The sequence below is a fragment of the Flavobacterium arabinosi genome (genome assembly GCF_048158725.1).
Lineage (GTDB): Bacteria > Bacteroidota > Bacteroidia > Flavobacteriales > Flavobacteriaceae > Flavobacterium > Flavobacterium arabinosi.
In genome coordinates, this window is record NZ_JBLNKX010000007.1 from 63,161 (window position 1) to 86,631 (window position 23,471).

The window sequence follows — 23,471 nt, forward strand, 5'->3', positions numbered from 1 at the left end:
TCACAATTTTAAAAACTACATAAAATATATATCATGAGTGTTTTAGTTAATAAAGATTCCAAAATAATTGTTCAAGGATTTACAGGAAGCGAAGGAACTTTCCATGCTTCTCAAATGATTGAGTACGGTACTAACGTTGTTGGTGGTGTAACTCCAGGAAAAGGTGGGACAACTCACTTAGACAGACCCGTTTTTAATACTGTAAAAGATGCTGTAGAACAAGCAGGAGCTGATACTACTATCATTTTTGTTCCGCCAGCTTTTGCTGCAGATGCAATTATGGAAGCTGCAGATGCGGGAATAAAAGTAATTATTGCAATTACTGAAGGAATTCCTGTTGCTGATATGATTAAAGCGAATAGTTATGTTAAAGAAAGAAATGCAAGATTAATAGGCCCTAACTGTCCAGGAATAATAACTCCAGGTGAAGCAAAAGTTGGAATTATGCCAGGTTTTGTTTTCAAAAAAGGAACTGTTGGTATTGTTTCTAAATCAGGAACATTAACTTATGAAGCAGCTGACCAAGTGGTGAAACAAGGATTAGGAATCACTACTGCAATTGGTATTGGTGGAGACCCAATCATTGGAACTACTACAAAAGAAGCGGTTGAATTGTTGATGAATGACCCAGAAACAGAATGTATCGTAATGATAGGTGAAATTGGCGGACAATTAGAAGCTGATGCTGCTCATTGGATCAAAGCTGATGGTAACCGTAAGCCAGTTGTAGGTTTCATTGCAGGAGTTACCGCTCCAGCTGGACGTACAATGGGACATGCAGGTGCTATTGTTGGTGGATCTGACGATACTGCTGAAGCTAAAAAACAAATCATGAGAGAATGTGGAATACACGTTGTGGATTCTCCAGCTGAAATTGGTAAAAAAGTAAAAGAAGTTTTAGGTTAATCAGCCTAAAATTAAATATTTTAAAAGCTCCACAATTTGTGGGGCTTTTTTATTATAAATTGAATTAAAGAAATATCTTTGCACTTTATTAAATTGATCTGTTTTTTCAGATGTAATCCTAATAAGAGCAAACATAAACGAATGGTTTCTAATGGACCTCACGATTTTGTGGGGTATTTTTTTGTAAAAGCCAATTCAAATAAAAATAAAATAATATGTACAAAGAGTTAAAAAAATTCAAAGTTAGCAATCAGTTTTCATTAACTATAGACGATAGTTTAGAAGAAGTTTGTAATGCTTCAGAAGGATCAGGAGTGTTTTTAGTGTATTCAGTAGGAGATGAGAAAGAGTTAATTATGGTTGGTTCTACTGGAACTGTTCAGAACAACGGAACTTTGAAAATTAAAAATGGTGGTTTAAAAGATAAAATTGTAGAAGGACACCAATTTGCAAAAACAGGAAGAAAATATTCTTGGCCAGCACAAATGAAAATCGAAGATATCAGTACACTGGAAGTGGTTTGGTATGAAACATTTAATGATAAGACTAAAGCAATACCAACATTCGTAGAAGGACAAGTTTTGCAGAACTTCCTGGAAGAAAATGGAAGATTACCAAAATGGAATGTTGCTTTTTAGTATATTTCAAAAAAATTAAAATTTACTGTTTAAAAGCTTTACCTCGGTAAGGCTTTTTTTGTACTACAAATTTCATAAAACGCTTAAATAATCTATATTTGTACATCAAAATAATAAACATACTTATCATTATAATATGAAATTACTAGAAGGAAAAGTTGCCATAATTACAGGTGCAAGCCGCGGAATTGGAAAGGGAATTGCAGAAGTTTTTGCAAAACACGGTGCAAATGTTGCATTTACATATAGCTCATCGGTAGAATCAGCTTTGGCTCTTGAAAATGAATTGAACGCTTTAGGAATTAAAGCAAAAGGATATCAATCAAATGCTGCTGATTTTAATGAAGCTCAAACATTTGTAGATGCAGTTTTAGCTGAATTTGGAACTGTTGATATTCTCATAAACAACGCCGGAATTACTAAAGACAACCTTTTGATGCGTATGTCTGAAGGAGATTTCGATCAAGTAATTGATGTTAATTTGAAATCTGTTTTTAATATGACCAAAGCGATTCAAAGAACTTTCTTAAAACAACGTTCAGGATCAATAATCAATATGAGTTCTGTAGTAGGAGTGAAGGGAAATGCAGGTCAAACTAATTATGCGGCTTCTAAAGCAGGAGTTATTGGTTTTTCAAAATCCGTAGCTTTGGAGTTAGGTTCTCGCAATATTCGTTGTAATGTAATTGCTCCAGGATTTATAGAAACTGAAATGACTGCCAAATTAAACGAAGATGTTGTGAAAGGTTGGAGAGACGGAATTCCGTTGAAACGTGGTGGAACAACTGAAGATGTTGCTAATGCGTGTCTTTTCTTTGCATCAGATATGAGCGCTTACGTAACCGGACAGGTTATGAATGTTTGTGGTGGAATGCTTACTTAATATAATTTAAAGATTAAATGATTTAAGGATTTAAAAATTGGGCTGAAGAGTTATTATTGAATTTCATAATCTTTAAATCATTTAGTCTTTGAATTTTTAAATAAAAAAGAATGACAACAACTACCATTTTATTAATAATACTTTCTTTAGTAGTAGCCGGTAGTTTGTCATTTTACCACTATTTATACAAAGCCAAAAACAAATCTACAGTTAGTTTGTTTTTGGCTTTTTTGCGTTTTATGTCTATTTTTGGAATATTGTTACTGTTGATTAATCCAATAATAACTAAAAATACGCTGGAAACTATAAAAACACCGTTGCCAATTGTTGTTGATAATTCCAGTTCCATTTCATTCTTGAAAGCTAATGGAAAATCAGCGGAATTATATCAAAAATTGATTTCGAATGCAGCATTACAAGATAAATTTGATATTCAATCGTATCAATTTGACGGTGAATTTCAACAATCGGAAAAATTTGATTTTAAAGGAACACAAACTAATCTGGATGCCGTAGCCAAAAACCTGAAAAGCATTAATAAAAATGTGATTTTTCCAACCGTAATTATTACCGATGGAAATCAAACTTCTGGTAACGATTATGTTTATGGTTTTGATGCTGCGAATAAAGTATTTTCATTAATTGTGGGCGATACGACCACTTTTTTGGATTTTAAAATAGATCAATTGAATGTCAATAAATATGCTTTTTACAAAAATAAGTTTCCGGCAGAAGCCTTTTTGTACTATTCAGGAACCAAAAATGTAACTGCGGATTTTATCATTTCACAAGGGAATTCGGTGTTTAGTAAACAATCTATTTCATTTTCACCATCGAAAAAAACGGCTGTTGTCAATGTACTTTTACCCGCTAATAAAGTAGGATTACAAATTTTTAAAGCCACTATTTCACCTAAAGAAAAAGAAAAAAACACCTATAATAATACCAAGAATTTTGCCGTTGAAGTGATTGACCAAAAAATGAATATCGCTATTATTTCGGCTATAAATCATCCGGATATTGGTGCTTTAAAACATGCAATCGAAACGAATGCACAACGTAAAGTAACTTTGATTAAGCCTAATAATATCAAATCATTACAAGATTATACTATTTTAATTTTGTACCAGCCTACAACTGAATTCAAATCTATTTTTGATGCTGCTAAATTAGCCGGAATCAACACATTCATCATTACCGGAAACAATACAGATTTCAATTTTTTGAATCAACAACAGAATAATTTGTCTTTTAAAATGAGTGGTCAAAAAGAAGATTATTTGGCGGCATTTAATTCTCAATTTAATCTCTTTGCGATTGATAATATTGGTTTCGAAAATTTTCCTCCTTTGCAAAATCCTTTTGGAAATATAACTACAAATGGAAACGTTTCGGTATTGCTTTCTTCCAAAATAAGAAATATTGATACCAATTCGCCTTTATTGGCTTTTACTGAAAATCAAGGCAAAAGAACGGCTTATTTTTTAGGGGAGAATAGTTGGAAATGGCGTTTACAAAGTCATATCGATAACCAGTCTTTCGAGAAGTTTGATGTATTTATAGACAAGATTATCCAGTTTTTGGCTTCTAATAATTCAAAAAAATCATTGGTTATTGCACATGAAAGTTTTTATAATTCAGGTGAAGTAATTGAGATTTCCGCACAATATTTCAATAAAAACTATGAGTTTGATGAGAAAGCTCGTTTGACAATTGCCGTAACTAATACTAAAACCAAACAAACTAAAAATTACGATTTATTAAAAAGCAATAATTCTTACCAAGTCAATCTTGATGGACTTACGGCTGGGAATTATGATTTTTCGGTAAAAGAATTGAATTCAAAAACTACCTATTCCAATCACTTTGAAATACTGGATTTTGATATCGAAAAACAATTCGTTAATCCAGACGTAGAAAAATTGAAACAATTAGCTTCGCAAACACAAGGAAAAGCCTATTTTCCGGATCAAATTGAGGTTTTAATAAAATCACTTTTGGATAATGAAGAATACAAAGCCGTTCAAAAGAATACTATGACCAAAACACCTTTGATTGATTGGGTTTGGTTACTCGTTTTAATTTCGATTTTTCTTTCAACCGAATGGTTTGTTAGAAAATATAACGGATTGTTGTAAATTTAAATTCCTTTTAATAAAAATATAAATCATGGATTTTAGATTAAAAGTATTTTTTACTGTCGCCAATAGATTGAGTTTTACAAAAGCCGCAACGGAATTATTCATTACACAACCTGCCGTTTCGAAGCATATTCAAGAGCTGGAAGAACAATATAAAATCAAACTTTTTGAAAGAAACGGTTCTAAAATTTCCCTTACCAATGCCGGTGAAGTATTGCTAAAGCACACTAAAAATATATTTGAAGTCTACAGAGAAATTGATTTTGACATGAGCGCACTAATCAATCAACAAAAAGGATTACTTCGATTAGGAGCCAGCACAACAATTTCTCAATATATAATTCCGCCTCTTTTGGCTCGTTTTCATCAAAAATTGCAGGATATAAAAGTAAATCTATTGAACGGAAATACGGAACAAATTGAAAAAGCACTACTGAACAAAGAGATTGAAATAGGAATTGTAGAAGGACAATCTAAAAATCAATCTATCAAATACACCGAATTTTTAAAAGACGAATTAGTTTTAGTTTGTAACAATACCAATCCTTTAAGAAATAAAGAACAAGTTACTTTAGAGGATTTAAAAGACCTGCGATTTGTAACTCGGGAACAGGGTTCTGGAACACTTGAAGTTATTGAACATGCGTTAAAACCTTTTGGAATTAATCTCTCGCAATTAAAAATTGAAATGCAGTTGGGAAGCCCGGAAAGTATAAAATCTTATTTAATAAATTCTGATTGTGTTGCTTTTATTTCCATCCATGCTATAGGAAAAGAGCTTAAAAATAATGAATTGGTTATTCTAGATATTGATGATTTTGTTATTGAACGCTTTTTTTATATCATTACTTTACAAGGAAAAGTTGATGCGTTATCAGAATTATTTATAAAAAATATATCAAGCCATTATAATTTAAAGTTATAGCAGATTGTTTTTTGCGATTGGTTAAATCAGATTAATCTATCCACCTTTGTATAGTAATAATTCAATTACTTTACAATGGAATCAAATCAAAAAACAATTCTAAAGCAAGTACCATTATTTTTAAAAATAAGTTTAATACAGCAACAAATTATTTTTGTTGCACTGCTATTGTTTTGCATGACGGCTGTTGTTTCACCACCAATCGCTTTATTGTTAGGACTGATTGTAGCGAATCTTTCCGGTCATCCTTTTTTACATCTCAACCATAAAGCAACGAACATTCTATTGCAGGTTTCTGTAGTAGGTTTGGGTTTTGGAATGAATGTAAACAGTGCTTTGTCGGCTGGTAAGGAAGGTTTTATATTTACTATCGCCTCAATCTTTAGTACTTTAATTTTAGGTACATTTCTTGGAAAATGGCTGAAAATTGAAAAGAAAACTTCTCACTTGATTTCATGTGGAACTGCAATTTGTGGCGGAAGTGCAATTGCAGCGATTGCTCCGGTACTAAAATCAGATGAAAAACAGACTTCCATTGCTTTAGGAGTGATCTTTATTTTAAATTCGGTGGCTTTATTTTTATTTCCGGCTGTAGGACACTGGTTGGATTTATCACAAAAAGAGTTTGGGTTATGGTGTGCCATTGCTATTCATGACACAAGTTCTGTAGTTGGTGCAGCCAGTAAATTTGGACCAGAAGCATTGCAAATAGCTACAACAGTAAAACTAGCCCGAGCTTTATGGATTATTCCGGTTGCTTTACTTACCGCTATTATTTTTAAAAATAAATCCAGTAGAATCAAAATTCCCTATTTTATTGGATTATTTATTTTGGCAATGGTAATGAATACGTATGTTTCCCAAACAGCTATTGTAGCTCCATATCTGGTTTCAATTGCCAAAATTGGACTCACGCTAACCTTGTTTTTAATTGGAGCAGGATTGAATAGGAATATTTTGAAATCTGTTGGAGTAAAACCTTTGTTTCAAGGTCTTTTGCTTTGGGTATTTATAGCAATTGGAACACTGTTAACCATCATGTATTTTAATTAGAAAGGAATATTTAAAACAGCATTAGGGATTAAATTTCTTTCTCTTGATAGCAAAATAAGTGAGTCTCATGTAATCATAAAAAAGTGCAACAAACAGAAAAAAGGAAGCGATTAGAAGTGTCTTTAATTCCATTTTTTGATACATAAATCCTCCGGAAACACAACCAATAAAAAAGAAGGAAATGATTGAAAAGCGTAAATAAATACTCGTTTTCAATTTTGTTACTTCATCTGCTTTTTTATAAAAAAATAATTGAGACAATTCGATTCCTAAATCGGTAAAAAGCCCTGTTAAATGGGTTGTTCGGACTGTTGCCTGTGATATTTTTGTTACCAGGGAATTTTGAATCCCCATGGAAAAAAGCATACAAAAAGCAATTATTTTACCTTGGAAAATAGAAATATCAGATGGAACTCCAAAAAGGGCAACACTTGTTAAAACTAAAATCTCCAAAGAAATAGGCACAACATGAGACAAATCGGGATATTTTCCTGAGACTAATTCCGATAAAAAGTTAGAAGTAAAAGCTCCAATCAAGAAAAATAGTGTAAAAATAAAAAAGGTTATTGCTGCGGAATAATTATTAAGCATTAATTCTTCGGCAAAATAAGCAAAGTGTCCTGTTACATTAGTTGTTAATGTTTTTACAGCCAAAACTCCCGTAATATTAACAATCCCAGCCACGAAGGATAGTAAGGTTGCTAAACGCAAATTGTGAATAAAAGTCCTGTTTTTTCCTTTGTGACGAAACATTTTTAATTAATTTCTTTAAATTAACATAATCTTAAACCAGATTTCATTGAATTATATTTAAAAAAAATACATTTGCAGTTCTAATAAATAAATATAATGAAAAATTTTAAAATTAGACCTACACTTATTGGGTTATCTACAATTGGAATTGCTTTTTTGCTGTTATCATGGGGTGTTGTTGGCCATGAACGAATCAATAGAGCTGCGGTAATGGCACTTCCAAAACCATTACAAACTTTTTTCTACAATCATATCGATTTCATCACTCAGGAATCGACAGTTCCCGATTTAAGAAAATCTATATTGAATGATAAAGCTGAAGGACCGCGTCATTATTTTGACATGGAGAATTTTGGAAGTGTTGACAGTTTTCCTAAAACAATGGAAGCTGCAAAGAAAAAATACGATGAGAAATTCTTGTCAAAAAATGGGACATTGCCTTGGTACATTCAAGAAATGATGGGCAAATTAACTAAGGCCTTTAAAGAGAAAAGAAAGAACGAAATTCTATTTATTGCAGCAGAACTGGGGCATTACATAGGAGATGCACACATGCCTTTGCACACTTCTGACAATCATGATGGTCAAAATACCAATCAAAAAGGAATTCATTCTCTATGGGAAAGCCGTTTGCCTGAATTGTTTGTCAAAAACTATAAATTAAACGCTACTGAAGGGAAATATATTGAAAATGTTGACCAAGCAGCTTGGGATATAATTTTTGATACCCATAGTTTAGTAGCTCCTTTATTAGCGGCTGATAAAAAATTAAGAACTACAACTCCAGAAAATAAAATGTATGTCGTTGACGATGCTGGAACCATTTTAAAAAACAAATACAATGGCGTTTTATATTCGGATGATTATGCCACTAAATTTCATCAAGAGTTGAATGGTATGGTTGAAAGTCAAATGAAAAAAGCAATTACTGCTACAGCTAGTTTTTGGTATACCGCTTGGGTAAATGCAGGAAAACCGGATTTAAGTAATTTAGATACTGAAGCACTTACCAAACGCAATAAAAAAGGATTAAAACAAGATTCCAAATTATTTAAAAGAGGAGTCCTTTTTGGTTTAGTAAACGATAAAGAATAATTTTTAAAGCTAAAATAAAAAACGGGTAAGATTGCTGTCTTACCCGTTTTTTTTATACTAATTAATTTTCTGATATTTCTTTTTCTTCAATATATCAGAAGCCGTTTGGTAATAGGAAATAGTTTGGTTTACTAAATCAGTTCTTTCTTTTATCAGCGGATTTTGATCGTAATAGATTTGGAAATCAGGTGCTGTTTTTTGATCTTTTTTTAATGTTAATTGAAATTGCTTCACTTGTTGTTTAGGTGAAATAATAGTCAAGACATTATCTTTTATTAACCCTAAATCCTGATAGGTTGCAATTAATGCTCTCGGTTTATAGTCTGTTTTTAAAACGTCCTCACCATAAAATTTACTTTGATAATTGAAATTCAACAATCCAAATAATGTAGGCATAATATCGATTTGAGACATCAAATTGGTGTAATGCTTTGGCTGAACATAACCCGGACTGTAAATCATTGCCGGAATTCTGTATTTATCAACAGGAAGCTCTGTTTTTCCTGCACTGGAAGCACAATGATCCGCAATAATCACAAATACAGTATTCGCAAACCAAGGTTGTTTACTCGCCATTTCGAAGAATTTCTTCATGGCAAAATCGGTATATTTTACGCCACCGTCACGAGATTTTGCATCTCCCGGAATATCAATTTTATTATTCGGATAGGTAAATGGTCTGTGATTGCTAACCGTCATAATATGGTTAAAAAAGGGTTTATTTTCTTTTGCTTCCCCATTCATCACCTTGATTGCTTTGTTGTACATATCCTCGTCACAAACGCCCCATACATTCGCAAAAGTAATTTCTTCGGGAGTGAACGTTTTTTTATCTACAATTCCATAACCGTTTCCAGTATAGAAATCTTCCATATTATCAAAGAACGCATCACCTCCATAAAGGTATTTCACAGTATACCCTTTTTGCTTGAAGATATTTCCGGTTGAAAATTTATTTTTATTATCTTCTCTTTTTACCACACTTTCGCCGGCAGTGGGAGGAAAACACAAAGTAACAGCTTCAAGACCACGAACGGTCCTGTTCCCAACAGCGTAAAGATTCGTAAACAACAAACTTTTTGTAGCTAAACTATCCAAGAAAGGAGTGAGGTTTTGATCGTTACCGTACATTTTCATAAAGTCAGCACTATAACTTTCGATAGTTATTAATACAACATTCTTATGGTTTTCGGTAGCATCGCTTTGAATTTTCCTTAAAGAAGTTTCTCCTGAAATTCCTGGAATTTGTTCTTGTAATAATGCATACGCTTCTTTTTCCGGAAGTGTTTTGTAGAATTTGAAATAGTCTAATTCACTATTTTTAAAGGCTAAAAAGAACTTATAAATTCCATTTGCCTCTAATTCATTTGCAAAAATATTTGGTGAGTTTTCCTGAGCAGATAAAAAGGGTATCGCCAATAAAGAGAGCCCAAATAAAGCAAGATAAATTCCAGAAAGCTGTGTTTTTTGTACAAAAGTTGGAATACTTTCGATATACGTTTTTGAACGTCTTACGATCAAATATGTTATTAAACCTGCTACAACAAATAATGCCGTAAATATTGGAATTACTGGATACGATTGCATGATATTCCCGATTACTTCATTGGTGTAAACCAAATAATTAACGGCTATGAAGTTGTATTTTACACCAAATTCATTCCAAAAAAAGTATTCACTAATTCCATTTTGCAAAATCAAAACAACATACAAGAAAATGACAAACGTGAACAACCAGAATCTAATTTGGCTTCGGTATTTTGGAAGAAAAAGCAATAACCCAAATAAAATAGTTTTTATAGCGATAAAAGCTGTTCCAATTGCGGGTAATGCTCCACCATATTCATTAAGAATTGTATTTCCAAATGAAACATATAACAATAAGGCGACTAAAAGTCCGAAGAAGATATAACCATAGGGCTTTAAGTATTTTGAATCGGATATGAAAATAAGATAGATCCATAAAAAACCGCTCACCAATACAAAAATGAAAAAATCAGAGATTAATCCAAAACCAAATATTTTAACAATATCGAGGAAACCAAATGAGCTTTGGGTAATAGGGTGGAAGATTAATACTATTCTTAAAATGATGCTTACAATAATATAAAAAAGCATAAGATTGTAAAATGGAGAGAATTTTTTTGAAAGCGTCATTTGGAGTTGTTTTTTTACAAAAATACTAATTTGAAACAATAAAAGCATATCCACCAGATGTATTCCATTCTTAATTTTGGCTTAAGAAAGTTTAACTGTAATATTAAACCCTTTTATTTTGAGTTAAATTTGTGATGTTTTATTTCTGATAATTAAGACTTGAAATAATTTTATAAATATTTGATTTTTATTACAGTTACTATATTAATATTTAGAAAGTTTAAACACATTATTATTCGCTTGTTCAATGAACTAACAGATTTAAAAAAATGAAAAAAACAATGATCTTGATGTTACTTTTTTTAGTAACAATTGGCTACTCACAAGAATGGAAAACTGATTTTGAAGTTGCTAAAAATGAAGCAAGCACACAAAACAAGACTATTTTGCTTGTTTTTTCTGGATCAGACTGGTGCGGACCTTGCATTAAATTGGATAGAAACATTTGGCAATCTGCAGAATTCAAAGAATTTGCCCAAAATAATTTAATTATAGAACGTGCTGATTTCCCTAAGAAAAAGCAAAATCAACTGGCACCTGAATTAAAAAAACGAAATCAAGAACTGGCTGAAAAATACAATAAAGACGGATTATTTCCTCTAGTAGTTATTTTAGACAAAACCGGAAAAATCCTTGGAAAAACAGGTTTTAAGAATGTTTCGCCTCAAGAATATATTACTCTGATTAAATCATTTATAAAATAATGAGAACAGTTATTTTAATTTCGCTTTTTTTTGCTGCTGCTTTTGCATCGGCACAAGTGACTCATAAAAGGACTTTATCCATGTTAGGAAGTCCGTTTGAAATGACTGTCGTTGCAAAAGATATTCCAGAAGCTGATTTTTATATTGATATGTCAGTCGCAGAAGTTTCCCGTCTTGAAAACCTAATTTCAGATTGGATTCCAACAACTCCAATTTCTCAGGTAAATAGATTTGCAGGGATAAAACCCGTTAAAGTTCCTCAGGAAGTTTTTGATTTAGTGGAACGCTCCATAAAAATATCAGAATTAACCTCAGGCGCTTTTGATATCAGTTATGCTTCTATGGACAAAATTTGGAAATTTGACGGAAGTATGACAAGGATGCCAACTCCAGAAGAAATTAAGAAATCCGTTTCAAAAGTGGGTTATAAAAATATAATCCTGAACCATAAGAACAGTACGATATTTCTGAAATTAGAAGGAATGAAATTGGGCTTAGGTGGGATTGGACAAGGATTCATTGCAGACAAAATTAAATTTTTGCTTACTTCTAAAGGTGTTGCGGCAGGAATAGTAAATATTTCGGGAGACATTAATACTTGGGGAAAACAGACCAATGGAGAAAAATGGAAAGTTGGAATTAAAAATCCATTAAATAAAAATAAAATCTTTGCTACATTTCCTTTAGATGATAGCGCTGTAGAAACTTCAGGGAGTTATGAGAAATATGTAACTTTTAATGGAAAAAGATATTCACATATAATTGATACCAGAACAGGTTATCCGGCAACGGGAGTTATCAGTGTATCCGTTTTTGCAAAAACTACAGAATTAGCAGATGCTTTAGCAACAGGTATTTTTGTTATGGGTGTTGATGTAGGTTTAGATTTAGTCAATCAATTGCCTGGTGTGGGTTGTATTTATGTGGATGAAAGCGGAAAAATATTTTCCTCAAAAAATATTGATTTAAAAAAATATAATAATGAATAAAATAATGCTTTTTCTGGTTTTAATCCTTGTGATGCAATCTTGTGTTGCTGTCAAAGAATACGATAAACAATACATCAATGATCCAGATATGAAATTAAGTGCAAAAACTGCAGAACGATATGAAACCACATTTCAAGTCTATCGAGAAGCTGCAGCAGGTGCAAATGGAGGGAAAACTGGTGGTGGATGTGGTTGTAATTAATTAGTTATGAGAAAAATAGTATACATAATTATTTTATTGATAAACGGGGCAGCCATTGCCCAAAGTCAAGATACTACAACTACTTTTAAGAAAAGAGTTTTAGAAAATGCAGAAGTTGATTTTTTATTAAGTTATTATAAACAAGATGGAGTCCATTCAGCAGTAGGCGGAGGGATTGGTTCTGAAAAATTAACCGATATTGCCTCAAATATAGTTGTAGCCGTTCCATTAAACGATGATGATGTTTTGACTTTTGATGTTGGAATATCAACCTATACTTCGGCATCATCAAGTAATATCAACCCATTTAATGCAACAGGTGCTTCTGGAGGCGGTGGCCATGATGATAAGCAATGGGCAAATAAAGCGAGTGCTGCAATGAGTCCTTACGGAACGCCTTGGCAAGCATCATCAGGAGCTTCCGGAAATGATCAATTAGCCTCAATTGTGGCTAATTACAGTCACAGTTCAGATGATAGAAATACAATCTGGAATGCAGATGTTTCGTTTTCGAATGAATATGATTATACTTCAGTAGGCTTTGGAGGTGGATTAACAAAATTATTCAATCAAAAAAATACTGAAATCGGATTAAAAGTAAATGCTTATTTAGATCAATGGAGGCCAATTTATCCAACAGAATTACATGAATATTCTTTGTACGGGAATAATTTCCAAAATCAGGGTTATTTTTCCGGGGTTTCTGTTTTAGATCAAAATGGGTATGTATCAAACGGTTATTTGCCTTCTGCTTTTACAACTTACGATGCAAAAAACAGAAATTCTTATTCTGCGTCAGTATCGTTTTCGCAAATTCTTTCAAAAACGATTCAAATGTCTATATTTATGGATGTTTTGAAACAAGAAGGTTTATTGGCTACTCCGTATCAACGAATTTATTTTGAAGATAAATCAAACTATTATATCGGTCAGTCTCAGTATATTCCTGTTTATGAAACATCAGAAAATAAAGGAGTTTACAGACTTTCAGATGATATTGAACGTTTACCGAACAGCCGTTTTAAAGTTCCTATCGGTGCAAGAATCAATTTTTATATCAATGAATATGTTGTTGTTAAAGCCTATTATAGATATTATGAAGACAACTGGGGAATTCAGGCACATACCGCATCTATTGAATTGCCTGTAAAGTTGAGCCAAAAATTTACGGCTTACCCCATGTTTAGATATTATACACAAACGGCTTCTGATTATTTTGCCCCTTTTGAAAAACACATATCTACTGAAAAATATTATACTTCTGATTATGATTTATCTGCTTTTAATGCCAGTCAATATGGTATTGGTTTAAGTTATTCAGACATCTTAATGGGTTCCAGAATATGGAAATTAGGTTTGAAAAATATTGATTTCAGATACAATCATTACGTGAGAAGTGATGGTTTGAATGCAAATATTTTATCTTTAGGTTTTAAATTTGTGATGCAATAGCTTATGCGTATTTTAATAGTAGAGGATGAAGCCGGAATTATTCAATTTCTCCAGCAGGGATTAGAAGAGGAGGGCTACCAGATTACAAGTGCTTCAGATGGCTTGAAAGGGTTTGAATTAATTCAAAAGGAGGATTTTGACTTGGTTTTATTGGATTGGATGTTACCAAAAATGACTGGATTGGAACTTTGCAAAGCCATCCGGTTGAAAGATACAACTACTCCAATTCTGTTTTTGACCGCCAAAGATACCATTCAGGAAACTATCGAAGGATTAAAAGCCGGAGCTAACGATTATATTAAAAAACCATTTAGTTTTGATGAATTATTAGAACGAATTAAAATTCATTTTAGAAACCAAAAAGAACAGAAAATATTAAGCCTTGGAACAATTGAAATTAATGTTTCCCAACATCGGGTTTTGGTAAATGGAAATGAAGTTACCTTGACTCATCGAGAATATGAATTATTGTATTATTTGGTGAAAAACAAAGGTAAAGTTTGTACCCGAAGCCAAATTATTGAAGATGTATGGGATATTCATTTTGATTATGACACAGGTGTAATAGATGTTTTCATAAATGCAATTCGGAAAAAATTGAATTTAAAAATAGAAGAAGATTATATTAAAACAGTACGTGGTGTAGGCTATATTGCTAACGACTAAATAAAAATGCAACAACTTTCCTTTAAAAACAGAATTGCCTCTAATTATATTATCACCACAGCTTTGTTGATCTTTGTGGTCTTTTTTGTGATTTATTCTATTGTAAAACTTAGTGTTTTTAGTCATATAAATTATGATATAAGAAGCGAATCCCAGAAACATTTATCCGAAATTGAAATCAAAGGAAATAGTTTTCATTTAAGTCACGAGGAAGAGTGGAAGGAAAGAGAACACAATACGATTGATGTTAATCCTGTGTTTGTTCAATTTGTTGATGGAATGGGAACCGTTGTTGAAAAATCTCCTAACTTAAAAAATCGAGCTTTAAAATTCCATTCCGGAATTAGTAAAAATGAATTATTTGATACCAAAATAGCGAATAAAACCATTCGGCAAATTCAAGTTCCAATATATCAAAACAATAAAATTTTTGGTTATGTAATCGTCGCCATGTCATTAGAAGATGCCACAATGGTCTTGAACAATTTATGCGAAGTGCTAATTATTGCTTTCCCTTTAATTCTAATTGCACTTTTTTTAATCGCTCGTTTTATAGCTGGAAGAAGCATAAAACCGATCAGTTCTATTATTGAAACCTCTAATGTTATTACTAAGGATAATTTAAAATCCAGGATTCCATTACCAATCAATCGGGATGAATTGTATATTTTGTCAACAACAATTAATCACTTATTGGACCGGATTGAAACGGCTGTCGAAAGAGAAAAACAATTTACTTCTGATGCTTCACATGAATTAAGAACCCCATTGACAGTTATCAAAGGAACATTGGAAGTTTTGATACGAAAACCTCGAAATCATAATGAATACGAAGAGAAAATAAGTTTTTGCGTCACTGAAGTGAATCGATTAAATCATTTAGTTGATCAATTGCTTTTACTTGCTCGATTCGAAAATCAAAATCAATCATTGAAAATAGAAAAAGTACATCTGAATGCATTAATTCTGGACACACTTTCTCGATATTCTAATGCCATTCAATCTAAAAAGATTTATGTTTCCACTGAATTTTCAAAAGAGTATTATGTGAACAGTGATAGTTATTTATTATCAATTATAATTAATAATCTGGTTGCAAATGCATTGAAATATTCCAATGAAAAAGCGACTCTGACAATAATCATAACGGATACGGACAATAAACTGGAATGCCATATTATTGATTCCGGAATAGGCATTCCTTCAGAAGATTTGTCTAAAGTATTCAATCAATTTTATCGTTCAAAATCTAACGAACATCCTGAAATAAAAGGAACTGGCTTAGGTTTATCAATTGTCAGACGATTGTGTACTTTACTCAATATAGAAATTGCTATTTCCAGTGAAGAGCAAATTGGAACTAAAGTGATATTAAGTTTCCATTAAGCAGACCTTAAGCTGTTCTTAAGATGGGTATTCTTACTAAAATCTTATCTTTGCATTATAAAATAAGATCAAAATGCTGGAGAAAATCATTGCTTTTAGTTTAAAAAACAAACTTATTATTTTACTCTTTACGTTAGGAGTTTTTTTATTCGGATTGTTTTCTGTTTTCCAAATTTCTATAGGAGCCGTTCCCGATGTTACTAATAATCAAGTTCAGGTAATTACTACTTCTCGTAACCTTTCTACGCAAGATATTGAACAATTTATTACATATCCAGTTGAAATTGAAATGGCTAATTTGCCTGGAGTTCAGGAAATCAGGTCTATTTCAAAATTTGGATTGTCAGTTGTCACCATAGTTTTCGAAGACAATTTAGGGACCTATTTGCCAAGACAATTAATCGCCGAAAAAATTAAAGCTGCAACCGAAAAAATTCCGGAAGGCTTTGGAACTCCTGAAATGGGACCAATTACGACAGGATTAGGGGAAATCTATCAATATACGCTGGAAGTAAAACCGGAATTCAAGAATCAATACTCCGTTACTGATTTGAGAACGCTTCAGGATTGGGTGGTGAAACGACAATTGTCAGGAATTAAAGGTGTTGTAGAAATAAATACTTGGGGTGGTAATTTAAAACAATATGAAATTGCCATAGTGCCTTCAAGTTTAAAAGCAATGAATATTACCACTAGCGATGTTTTTACTGCTTTGGAAAAAAACAACAGTATTGCTGGTGGCGCTTACATCGAAAAAGTAAATCAAAGCTATTTTATTCGGGCTGAAGGAAAGGTAAAATCAATTCAGGATATTGAAAATATAGTTGTTAAGAACGTAAATGGTTTGCCTGTTTATGTCAAAAATGTTGCTCAGGTTCGTTACGGCAGTGCCAATCGTTTTGGAGCAATCACAGGAAATGGCGAAGGCGAAAAAGTTTTGGGGCAAGTGATGATGCTCAAAGGAGGAAACTCAAAACAAGTCATCGCAGATGTAAAAGACAGAGTTGTTGAAATTCAAAAACATTTGCCGCATGGTGTTTATATAAATGGCTTTTTGGAAAGAAGCGAGTTAGTGGGTAAAACTACTTTTACAGTTGCTGAAAATCTCATTTTGGGATGCCTAATAGTAATTTTTGTAGTGGTTTTATTGCTTGGAAACTGGCGTTCCGGTTTGGTAGTGGCTTCCGTAATTCCATTGTGTTTACTCTTTGCAATTTCATTAATGAATATCTATGGAATTGATGCAAATTTAATGAGTTTGGGTGCAATTGACTTTGGAATTATAATAGACGGAGCCGTTATTATTGTTGAATTTATTGCATTTCAAATTGCCAGTAAATCGGCAGATCTAAGTGATTTATCCAAAGAAGAGCGTCAGCTGGAAATTGACCAAATCACGTATAAAAGCGCTTCCAAAATGATGAATTCGGCTATTTTTGGCCAATTGATTATTTTAATTGTTTTTATTCCAATTCTTTCTTTATCAGGAATTGAAGGCAAAATGTTCAAACCAATGGCAATGACATTCAGTTTTGCTTTGGTTGGAGCCATGATATTTTGTTTTACGTATGTTCCTGTCGTTTCTTCGTTATTTTTAAAACCAACAGCAGAAAATCCAAATTCTTTTTCCAACCGATTAATCCAAAAGTTAAAATCCTTCTATGTACCCATAATTATTTGGGCTTTGGCCAATACCAAAAAAGTAATGTACGGTGCGATTGGGTTATTATTTATGGCAATTGCTTTATTTACTACTATGGGCGGGGAATTCATACCAACGCTGGACGAAGGTGATTTTGTAATTCAACCCGTTCTTAAAACAGGAACTTCATTGACAAAAACCATTGCAACAACGACAAAAATCGAAAAAATAATTCTGAAAAACTTTCCCGAAGTGGAGCAAGTAGTCAGTAGAATTGGTGCTGCTGAAGTACCAACGGATCCAATGTCAATGGAAGAAAGTGATGTTATTGTCAAGCTAAAACCAAAATCAGAATGGGTTTCCGCTTCCAGCAAAGATGAATTGGCCGACAAAATTAAAACCGCGATTGAGAAACAAATTCCAAATATGGATATTGAGTTTACACAACCCATAGAAATGCGTTTTAACGAATTAATTTCAGGAACACGATCTGATGTTGCCGTTAAAATATTTGGCGAAGATTTGGATGTTTTGGCTCAAAAAGCACATGAAATAAAAGTAGCCATTAAAAATGTCGAAGGTGCATCTGATATAATTGTCGAAAAAACGGAAGGATTGCCTCAAATGGCTGTGGTCTATGATCGCTCTAAAATTGCACGCTATGGCTTGAATATTGCCGATTTGAACGAAACAATTGCACTTGGTTTTGCAGGGAAAACAGTTGGAAATGTCTTTGAAGGCGAAAAACGATTTGATATAGTTATCCGTTTAGATCAAACAAAAAGAACTGATATTGAAGATTTACGAAATTTATACATTTCGACTCCGAATGGAGACCAAATCCCATTGAGCGAATTAGCATCAATTGAATATACCGAAGGTCCGGCTAAGATTTCCAGAGACAATACCAATCGCAGAATTGTTGTGGGTATTAATGTTCGAAATCGAGATTTACAAAGTGTAGTGGCTGATATTCAAAAAATTGTTGATACAAAAATCAAACTTCCTGTAGGATATTATGTGAAATATGGCGGCCAATTCGAAAATCTTCAAAGTGCAAAAGCCCGATTAATGATTGCTGTTCCTATTGCCTTATTACTGATTTTTATCCTCTTGTATTTTGCTTTTGGAACCATCAAAGAAGCATTAATGGTTTATACTGCCATACCGCTTTCGGCAGTGGGAGGAATACTATTCTTGTGGATTAGAGATTTGCCTTTTAGTATCTCGGCAGGGGTTGGTTTTATTGCGCTTTTTGGAATTGCAGTGCTGAATGGAATTGTACTTATAGAGCATTTTAAAGAGTTAAAACACAACGGAGAAATGAAAGATATGGATGAATTGATTCTGAAAGGTACAACCGATAGATTGCGTCCGGTTTTATTGACCGCTTCTGCGGCTGCATTAGGTTTTTTACCCATGGCTATTTCTTCATCAGCAGGAGCAGAGGTACAACGTCCATTAGCAACTGTAGTTATTGGAGGATTATTTACGGCAACTATTTTAACTATGGTCGTTTTACCCATTTTGTATAAAGTTTTTGACGGAAAAGAATTTAAGAAACCTAAATTCAAACCTAATAAATCAATTTATAGCATATTGCTACTAGTAGCCTCATCAATGGCTTTTGCTCAAAATTCAAATACTAATGAATTAGAAGGTTTAATCACTAAAGTAATCGAAAATAACAAAGGTTTGAAATCATCCCAACTGCAGGTGGCCAAAATGAAAGAGAATATAAAAACAGCTTATACATTTGACAAAACCAATATTTATTACAGTTATGACCAAAATAATTTAGCCTTAAACAATGAACCTTTAAAAGTCTTTGGAGTGCAACAACGATTTGCTTTCCCAACGGTTTATGGAGCGCAAAAAAAGGTATATTCTGCAGAATATGATAAAGAAAAAGCCAATTTTGATATTCAAAAAAACAAACTCGCTTTTGGAGTTTCGAATCTGTATTATCACATTGTTTATTTGCAAAACCAAGCAGTTTTGTACCGCTATTTAGATAGTTTGTACCAAAATTTTTCTAAAGCCAGCGACAGGCGTTTTGAGTTGGGTGAAACAAATTATCTGGAAAAAATTACAGCTCAATCTAAATTTAGAAAAATTAAAACGATGCTCATTCAAATTGAGAATGATAAAAAAGCGCAGTATGAAGTGTTACAATCTTTGGTACAATCAGATGAAAATATTGAAATAAAAAATAAAATAATAACACCAATTAATAATTTAACTAAAGAAACAAGTAAGTCATACTATACTGCTTATTTAGAAAGTGTTACTGAAAATTATAAAAACCAAATTAATTTACAAAAACAACATTGGCTGCCCGACATAAACGTTGATTATTTTCAAGGTAAAAATAATGGTTTATCACAATCGCTGTATGGTTTTCAAATTGGATTAGCAGTTCCAATTTTATTTTCCGGGAATGTTTCGAAAACTAAAGTTGCGCAATTAGATTTACAAAGTTGGGAACAACAAAAGCAAAATGAAGAACTGAAAATCGAGAAATATATCACTCAAAAAAATAATGAATTAGCTAAATACCAGGAAGCCATCAATTATTACAATCAATACGGTAAAAAATTATCTGATGAGATTATCAAAGTTGGTAATAACAGCTACAAACATGGTGAAATAGATTTCTTTCAATACATTCAAAGTTTAGAAAATGCCACTACGATTCAAGTAGATTATTTGGACACTATTTTACAATTCAACAAGACACAATTAGAATTAGAATACCTTAATTTTTAATATTTACAAATGAAAAAATCAATTTATATAATCGCCGTATCCTTAATTTTATTCTCTTGCAAAGAAACCAAAACGGAAGAGCCAACTCCCAAAGACGACGGTTTGATAACAGTGACAAAAGAACAATTTGAATCTTCAGGTATGGAAATTGCCAGTCCTACAGAACAGGACTTTGATGTAACAATTAAAGCATCGGGGAGAATTGATGTTCCGCCTCAAAACAGGGCAAAAGTGGCTACATTTATTGGTGGTTATGTAAAATCAACCAAACTTTTAGTTGGCGACAAAGTGACTAAAGGGCAAGCTTTACTGACATTGGAAAATACGGAATTTCTTGATATTCAGAAAGATTATTTGGAAGTGGCCGAGCAAATCAAATATTTGAAATCCGAATACGAACGTCAAAAAACATTGTATGATGAAAAAATAACCTCGCAAAAAAACTACTTAAAAGCCGAAAGCGAGTACCGACGTGCGAAAGCCATGCATCAAAGTTTAAAGGCAAAATTAGTGCTGTTAAGCATTAGTCCATCTCAAGTTGAAAAAGGTAAATTAACATCCATAATAACTATTTTCTCGCCTATTTCAGGAGATATTGTGGTTATGAATGCCAATGTGGGAATGCTTATGGGGCCGTCGGATGTGATTTTGGAAATTGTTGATACAGATCATTTGCATTTAGAATTAGCTGTTTTTGAAAAAGATATTTTAAAGGTAAAAATAAGTCAGAAAATTAAATTTAAAGTGCCTGAAGCTTCAAAAGAAGAATTCAATGCCGAAGTACATTTGGTTGGAAAATCGATTGAAGGGAATGACAGAACAATCAATGTTCATGGCCATTTAGATGATGCTATTAAGCAAAAATTATTGACTGGGATGTTTGTAGAAGCAGGCGTTGTTGTGGACTCTAAAAAAGGTTTAGCTATTCCGGTGGAAGCGTTAATAACCGAAAACAACAAAAATTTCGTACTTTTATTAGATAAAGAGAAAAATGGATTTTCATTTAAAAAAATAAATGTTTCCATAGGTGAAAAATCTGAAAATTTAGTTGAAATTTTGCCCAATAGTGCCATTAATTCTGCTTCAAAAATATTGACAAAAGGAGTTTTTGATTTGGCCAATTAAAAGAAAACTAATATGGATTTAAATAAACTAAAAGATCAATTACAGACGGAAGTAGATACTTCCTTTTTGTATGATAGTATTGCAGCAATTCAATCTGATGACAATCTTACAAGAGTTTTACGGGGATTATCGGATATAGAAAAAGGTCATGCTAAGCACATGTTAGATAAAGTATTGACTTTGGAGCCGAATTATAAAATGCCTTTACCTTCAGGAAGAGCAAAATTGCAATTGAAACTAGGTAAAATTTTTGGTTATACGTCTATAATTAGCAGCCTTTCAAGTATTGAAAAGCAATTTGCAGTTAATACAATTAAAAACAAAATTAAAAGCGGGGAGAAGCCAACAGGTTTTGAACACAATCACCTTAATATTATTGAAGCCATAAACAATAATGCAGCGCTAAATGTTTCAGGTGGTTTTTTATCAAAATTCGAAAGTCGACATAAGTCTGTTGGCGGTAATGCTTTGCGAGCAGCAGTTTTAGGTTCTAATGATGGATTGGTTTCTAATATGAGTTTGGTCATGGGAGTTGCCGGCGCTGCAGTTTCTAATAATACAATATTATTAACCGGGATTGCAGGACTTTTGGCGGGAGCAATTTCAATGGCTTTGGGAGAATGGCTTTCGGTACAAAGTTCCAGAGAATTAAATCAACGCCAGATTGACTTAGAAACAGAAGAATTGGAAGCGTCACCCGAGGAAGAAAAAAAGGAACTTGTGTTGTTGTATCAGGCCAAAGGAATGAATGTTGAAGAAGCTAAAAAATTAGCCGAAAAAGCATTTGAAAATCCGCAAACGGCCATAGATGCAATCATTACGGAGGAATTAGGCATTGATAAAGAAGAATTAGGAGGCTCAGCCTGGGAAGCAGCTATAGCTTCTTTTGTATTATTTTCAATCGGAGCGATTATACCATTATATCCTTTCATGTTTTTAGATGGAAAAAATGCAATTTTATTGAGTCTTGGAAGCAGTGTTATTGGTCTTTTTGGAATTGGTGCCGCAATAACTTTATTAACAGGAAAAAGTATTATATTTTCTGGACTTAGACAAGTATCTTTCGGGTTGGCAGCAGCAGCAGTAACCTATGGAATAGGTTCGTTGATTGGCGTTTCATTGGCGGGATAAATAATTCGATTTCAAATAAAAGACACAATTCAAACTTTAAACCTTAAACAAATTATATTATGAATGATGCGCATTTACACATGGTAGTTAACCATTTTCCAATTATCGGGACTATTTTAGGACTTGGAATTTTAATAACCGGAATTATTTTAAAGAACAATTCGGTAAATAATACCGCTTATGCTTTATTTATAGTTGCAGCACTTTTTGCGCTCGCAAGTATGTCTACTGGTGAAGGAGCAGAGGAAATGGTTGAAGATATGCCTAATATTGGGAAAAGAATAATTCACGAGCATGAAGAAATAGCAGAAAAGTTAGCAATTGTATTGTATTTGCTTGGTGCGATTTCAATTTTAGGCTTAGTTTTAAATATAAAAAATCATTCAAAGGCTAAATTCATTTCGTTTGTAGCCGTTATTGTGGCAATTGGGAGTGTCTATTTAACAACTTTAGTTGGAACTTCAGGAGGTGAAATTCGTCACACTGAAATTAGAGAAGAAAGCATCGATTCAGCTGTTAAAAATAGTGTTGATTCAGAAAAAGGAGCTCCTGTTTCTAATAAATCAGAGCCAAAAGAATACGATAGGTAGTATTAATTTAACAATAAAATAGCTTTAAGTTAAATTAAAAATTGGATTCTAAATCATTTATCTCTTATATTTGCAGGAGAATTTAAGATCAATACAATTACACAAAACATGTTAACAAATAAATTACATCACCATCATTTTCATTATTGCTCTCAAGCGATGTGTTAATGTTATGTTTGTAAATCATCATAATCTAAAAACCCGTTTGAGTACATCAAGCGGGTTTTTTATTGCCTAATATTTGTACTCAATCATAATATTCTA

At 32.6% G+C, this 23,471-nt stretch carries 19 protein-coding genes; 17 read left to right on the plus strand and 2 right to left on the minus strand.

Annotation, left to right across the window (positions count from 1 at the left end):
- The first annotated feature begins 33 nt into the window (after positions 1–33).
- From sucD to ACM55K_RS14300, 6 genes are all read left to right on the plus strand, one after another.
- Positions 34–906 carry a succinate--CoA ligase subunit alpha gene (gene sucD / locus ACM55K_RS14275; RefSeq protein WP_091207776.1) on the plus strand — a complete coding sequence of 291 codons (873 nt, stop codon included), beginning with the start codon at positions 34–36 and terminating at the stop codon, positions 904–906.
- Between the two features lie 215 nt (positions 907–1,121).
- On the plus strand, positions 1,122–1,544 hold the full coding sequence (locus ACM55K_RS14280; protein WP_416850944.1) for an ADP-ribosylation factor GTPase-activating family protein: 423 nt from the start codon (positions 1,122–1,124) through the stop codon (positions 1,542–1,544).
- Positions 1,545–1,680: 136 nt separating this feature from the next.
- Entirely contained in the window at positions 1,681–2,427 is a 747-nt protein-coding gene (gene fabG, locus ACM55K_RS14285; protein ID WP_035672321.1) for a 3-oxoacyl-[acyl-carrier-protein] reductase, read from the plus strand.
- Between the two features lie 110 nt (positions 2,428–2,537).
- Positions 2,538–4,565 (plus strand): hypothetical protein, encoded by a 2,028-nt coding sequence (locus ACM55K_RS14290; protein WP_416850945.1) that lies wholly within the window; start codon positions 2,538–2,540, stop codon positions 4,563–4,565.
- A 31-nt stretch (positions 4,566–4,596) separates the two neighbouring features.
- A complete protein-coding gene (locus ACM55K_RS14295) occupies positions 4,597–5,493 on the plus strand; it encodes a LysR family transcriptional regulator (RefSeq protein WP_416850946.1) in 897 nt (298 codons plus the stop codon).
- A 75-nt stretch (positions 5,494–5,568) separates the two neighbouring features.
- Complete coding sequence (locus tag ACM55K_RS14300; RefSeq protein WP_416850947.1) at positions 5,569–6,546, plus strand: YeiH family protein; 978 nt, start codon at positions 5,569–5,571, stop codon at positions 6,544–6,546.
- A gap of 21 nt (positions 6,547–6,567) precedes the next feature.
- Here the strand turns inward: ACM55K_RS14300 and ACM55K_RS14305 are convergent, their stop codons facing one another.
- Positions 6,568–7,299: a YoaK family protein gene (locus ACM55K_RS14305; RefSeq protein WP_416850948.1), complete on the minus strand. Its 732-nt coding sequence runs from the start codon at positions 7,297–7,299 to the stop codon at positions 6,568–6,570.
- A 96-nt stretch (positions 7,300–7,395) separates the two neighbouring features.
- Here ACM55K_RS14305 and ACM55K_RS14310 point away from each other — a divergent pair, with 96 nt between their 5' ends.
- Positions 7,396–8,394: a zinc dependent phospholipase C family protein gene (locus ACM55K_RS14310; protein ID WP_416850949.1), complete on the plus strand. Its 999-nt coding sequence runs from the start codon at positions 7,396–7,398 to the stop codon at positions 8,392–8,394.
- 57 nt (positions 8,395–8,451) lie between these two features.
- Here the strand turns inward: ACM55K_RS14310 and ACM55K_RS14315 are convergent, their stop codons facing one another.
- Positions 8,452–10,551 carry an LTA synthase family protein gene (locus ACM55K_RS14315; RefSeq protein WP_416850950.1) on the minus strand — a complete coding sequence of 700 codons (2,100 nt, stop codon included), beginning with the start codon at positions 10,549–10,551 and terminating at the stop codon, positions 8,452–8,454.
- 269 nt (positions 10,552–10,820) lie between these two features.
- Here ACM55K_RS14315 and ACM55K_RS14320 point away from each other — a divergent pair, with 269 nt between their 5' ends.
- The 10 genes from ACM55K_RS14320 (at position 10,821) to ACM55K_RS14365 (ending at position 23,207) form a co-directional block, all read left to right on the plus strand.
- A complete protein-coding gene (locus ACM55K_RS14320) occupies positions 10,821–11,255 on the plus strand; it encodes a thioredoxin family protein (RefSeq protein ID WP_416850951.1) in 435 nt (144 codons plus the stop codon).
- Positions 11,255–12,244, plus strand: coding sequence for an FAD:protein FMN transferase (locus ACM55K_RS14325; protein ID WP_416850952.1), 990 nt, complete (start codon positions 11,255–11,257; stop codon positions 12,242–12,244). The genes ACM55K_RS14320 and ACM55K_RS14325 overlap by 1 nt, the downstream gene beginning before the upstream one ends.
- On the plus strand, positions 12,237–12,446 hold the full coding sequence (locus ACM55K_RS14330; RefSeq protein ID WP_103999488.1) for a DUF4266 domain-containing protein: 210 nt from the start codon (positions 12,237–12,239) through the stop codon (positions 12,444–12,446). The genes ACM55K_RS14325 and ACM55K_RS14330 overlap by 8 nt, the downstream gene beginning before the upstream one ends.
- Positions 12,447–12,452: 6 nt before the next feature.
- The gene (locus tag ACM55K_RS14335; protein WP_416850953.1) at positions 12,453–13,898 is read left to right on the plus strand and encodes a DUF3570 domain-containing protein; all 1,446 of its coding nucleotides are present in this window, start codon (positions 12,453–12,455) and stop codon (positions 13,896–13,898) included.
- 3 nt (positions 13,899–13,901) lie between these two features.
- Positions 13,902–14,564: a response regulator transcription factor gene (locus ACM55K_RS14340; RefSeq protein WP_416850954.1), complete on the plus strand. Its 663-nt coding sequence runs from the start codon at positions 13,902–13,904 to the stop codon at positions 14,562–14,564.
- Between the two features lie 6 nt (positions 14,565–14,570).
- On the plus strand, positions 14,571–15,950 hold the full coding sequence (locus ACM55K_RS14345; protein WP_416850955.1) for a sensor histidine kinase: 1,380 nt from the start codon (positions 14,571–14,573) through the stop codon (positions 15,948–15,950).
- A 73-nt stretch (positions 15,951–16,023) separates the two neighbouring features.
- Positions 16,024–20,361, plus strand: a complete 4,338-nt coding sequence (locus ACM55K_RS14350) for a CusA/CzcA family heavy metal efflux RND transporter (RefSeq protein WP_416850956.1) — start codon at positions 16,024–16,026, stop codon at positions 20,359–20,361.
- Between the two features lie 9 nt (positions 20,362–20,370).
- The gene (locus tag ACM55K_RS14355) at positions 20,371–21,486 is read left to right on the plus strand and encodes an efflux RND transporter periplasmic adaptor subunit (protein WP_416850957.1); all 1,116 of its coding nucleotides are present in this window, start codon (positions 20,371–20,373) and stop codon (positions 21,484–21,486) included.
- Positions 21,487–21,498: 12 nt separating this feature from the next.
- Positions 21,499–22,617 (plus strand): VIT1/CCC1 transporter family protein, encoded by a 1,119-nt coding sequence (locus tag ACM55K_RS14360; RefSeq protein WP_416850958.1) that lies wholly within the window; start codon positions 21,499–21,501, stop codon positions 22,615–22,617.
- Positions 22,618–22,676: 59 nt separating this feature from the next.
- Complete coding sequence (locus ACM55K_RS14365; protein WP_416850959.1) at positions 22,677–23,207, plus strand: DUF2231 domain-containing protein; 531 nt, start codon at positions 22,677–22,679, stop codon at positions 23,205–23,207.
- The last annotated feature ends 264 nt before the right edge of the window (positions 23,208–23,471 follow it).

Excerpts from the sequence above, each read along its gene's own strand:
- ACM55K_RS14305 (WP_416850948.1), bottom strand. The coding sequence starts at position 7,299 with ATGTTTCGTCACAAAGGAAAAAACAGGACTTTTATTCACAATTTGCGT.
- ACM55K_RS14280 (WP_416850944.1), top strand. The coding sequence starts at position 1,122 with ATGTACAAAGAGTTAAAAAAATTCAAAGTTAGCAATCAGTTTTCATTA.
- ACM55K_RS14360 (WP_416850958.1), top strand. The coding sequence starts at position 21,499 with ATGGATTTAAATAAACTAAAAGATCAATTACAGACGGAAGTAGATACT.
- sucD (WP_091207776.1), top strand. The coding sequence starts at position 34 with ATGAGTGTTTTAGTTAATAAAGATTCCAAAATAATTGTTCAAGGATTT.
- ACM55K_RS14350 (WP_416850956.1), top strand. The coding sequence starts at position 16,024 with ATGCTGGAGAAAATCATTGCTTTTAGTTTAAAAAACAAACTTATTATT.
- ACM55K_RS14345 (WP_416850955.1), top strand. The coding sequence starts at position 14,571 with ATGCAACAACTTTCCTTTAAAAACAGAATTGCCTCTAATTATATTATC.
- ACM55K_RS14320 (WP_416850951.1), top strand. The coding sequence starts at position 10,821 with ATGAAAAAAACAATGATCTTGATGTTACTTTTTTTAGTAACAATTGGC.
- ACM55K_RS14295 (WP_416850946.1), top strand. The coding sequence starts at position 4,597 with ATGGATTTTAGATTAAAAGTATTTTTTACTGTCGCCAATAGATTGAGT.
- ACM55K_RS14315 (WP_416850950.1), bottom strand. The coding sequence starts at position 10,551 with ATGACGCTTTCAAAAAAATTCTCTCCATTTTACAATCTTATGCTTTTT.
- ACM55K_RS14310 (WP_416850949.1), top strand. The coding sequence starts at position 7,396 with ATGAAAAATTTTAAAATTAGACCTACACTTATTGGGTTATCTACAATT.
- ACM55K_RS14365 (WP_416850959.1), top strand. The coding sequence starts at position 22,677 with ATGAATGATGCGCATTTACACATGGTAGTTAACCATTTTCCAATTATC.
- ACM55K_RS14355 (WP_416850957.1), top strand. The coding sequence starts at position 20,371 with ATGAAAAAATCAATTTATATAATCGCCGTATCCTTAATTTTATTCTCT.
- ACM55K_RS14340 (WP_416850954.1), top strand. The coding sequence starts at position 13,902 with ATGCGTATTTTAATAGTAGAGGATGAAGCCGGAATTATTCAATTTCTC.
- fabG (WP_035672321.1), top strand. The coding sequence starts at position 1,681 with ATGAAATTACTAGAAGGAAAAGTTGCCATAATTACAGGTGCAAGCCGC.
- ACM55K_RS14325 (WP_416850952.1), top strand. The coding sequence starts at position 11,255 with ATGAGAACAGTTATTTTAATTTCGCTTTTTTTTGCTGCTGCTTTTGCA.
- ACM55K_RS14300 (WP_416850947.1), top strand. The coding sequence starts at position 5,569 with ATGGAATCAAATCAAAAAACAATTCTAAAGCAAGTACCATTATTTTTA.
- ACM55K_RS14290 (WP_416850945.1), top strand. The coding sequence starts at position 2,538 with ATGACAACAACTACCATTTTATTAATAATACTTTCTTTAGTAGTAGCC.
- ACM55K_RS14335 (WP_416850953.1), top strand. The coding sequence starts at position 12,453 with ATGAGAAAAATAGTATACATAATTATTTTATTGATAAACGGGGCAGCC.
- ACM55K_RS14330 (WP_103999488.1), top strand. The coding sequence starts at position 12,237 with ATGAATAAAATAATGCTTTTTCTGGTTTTAATCCTTGTGATGCAATCT.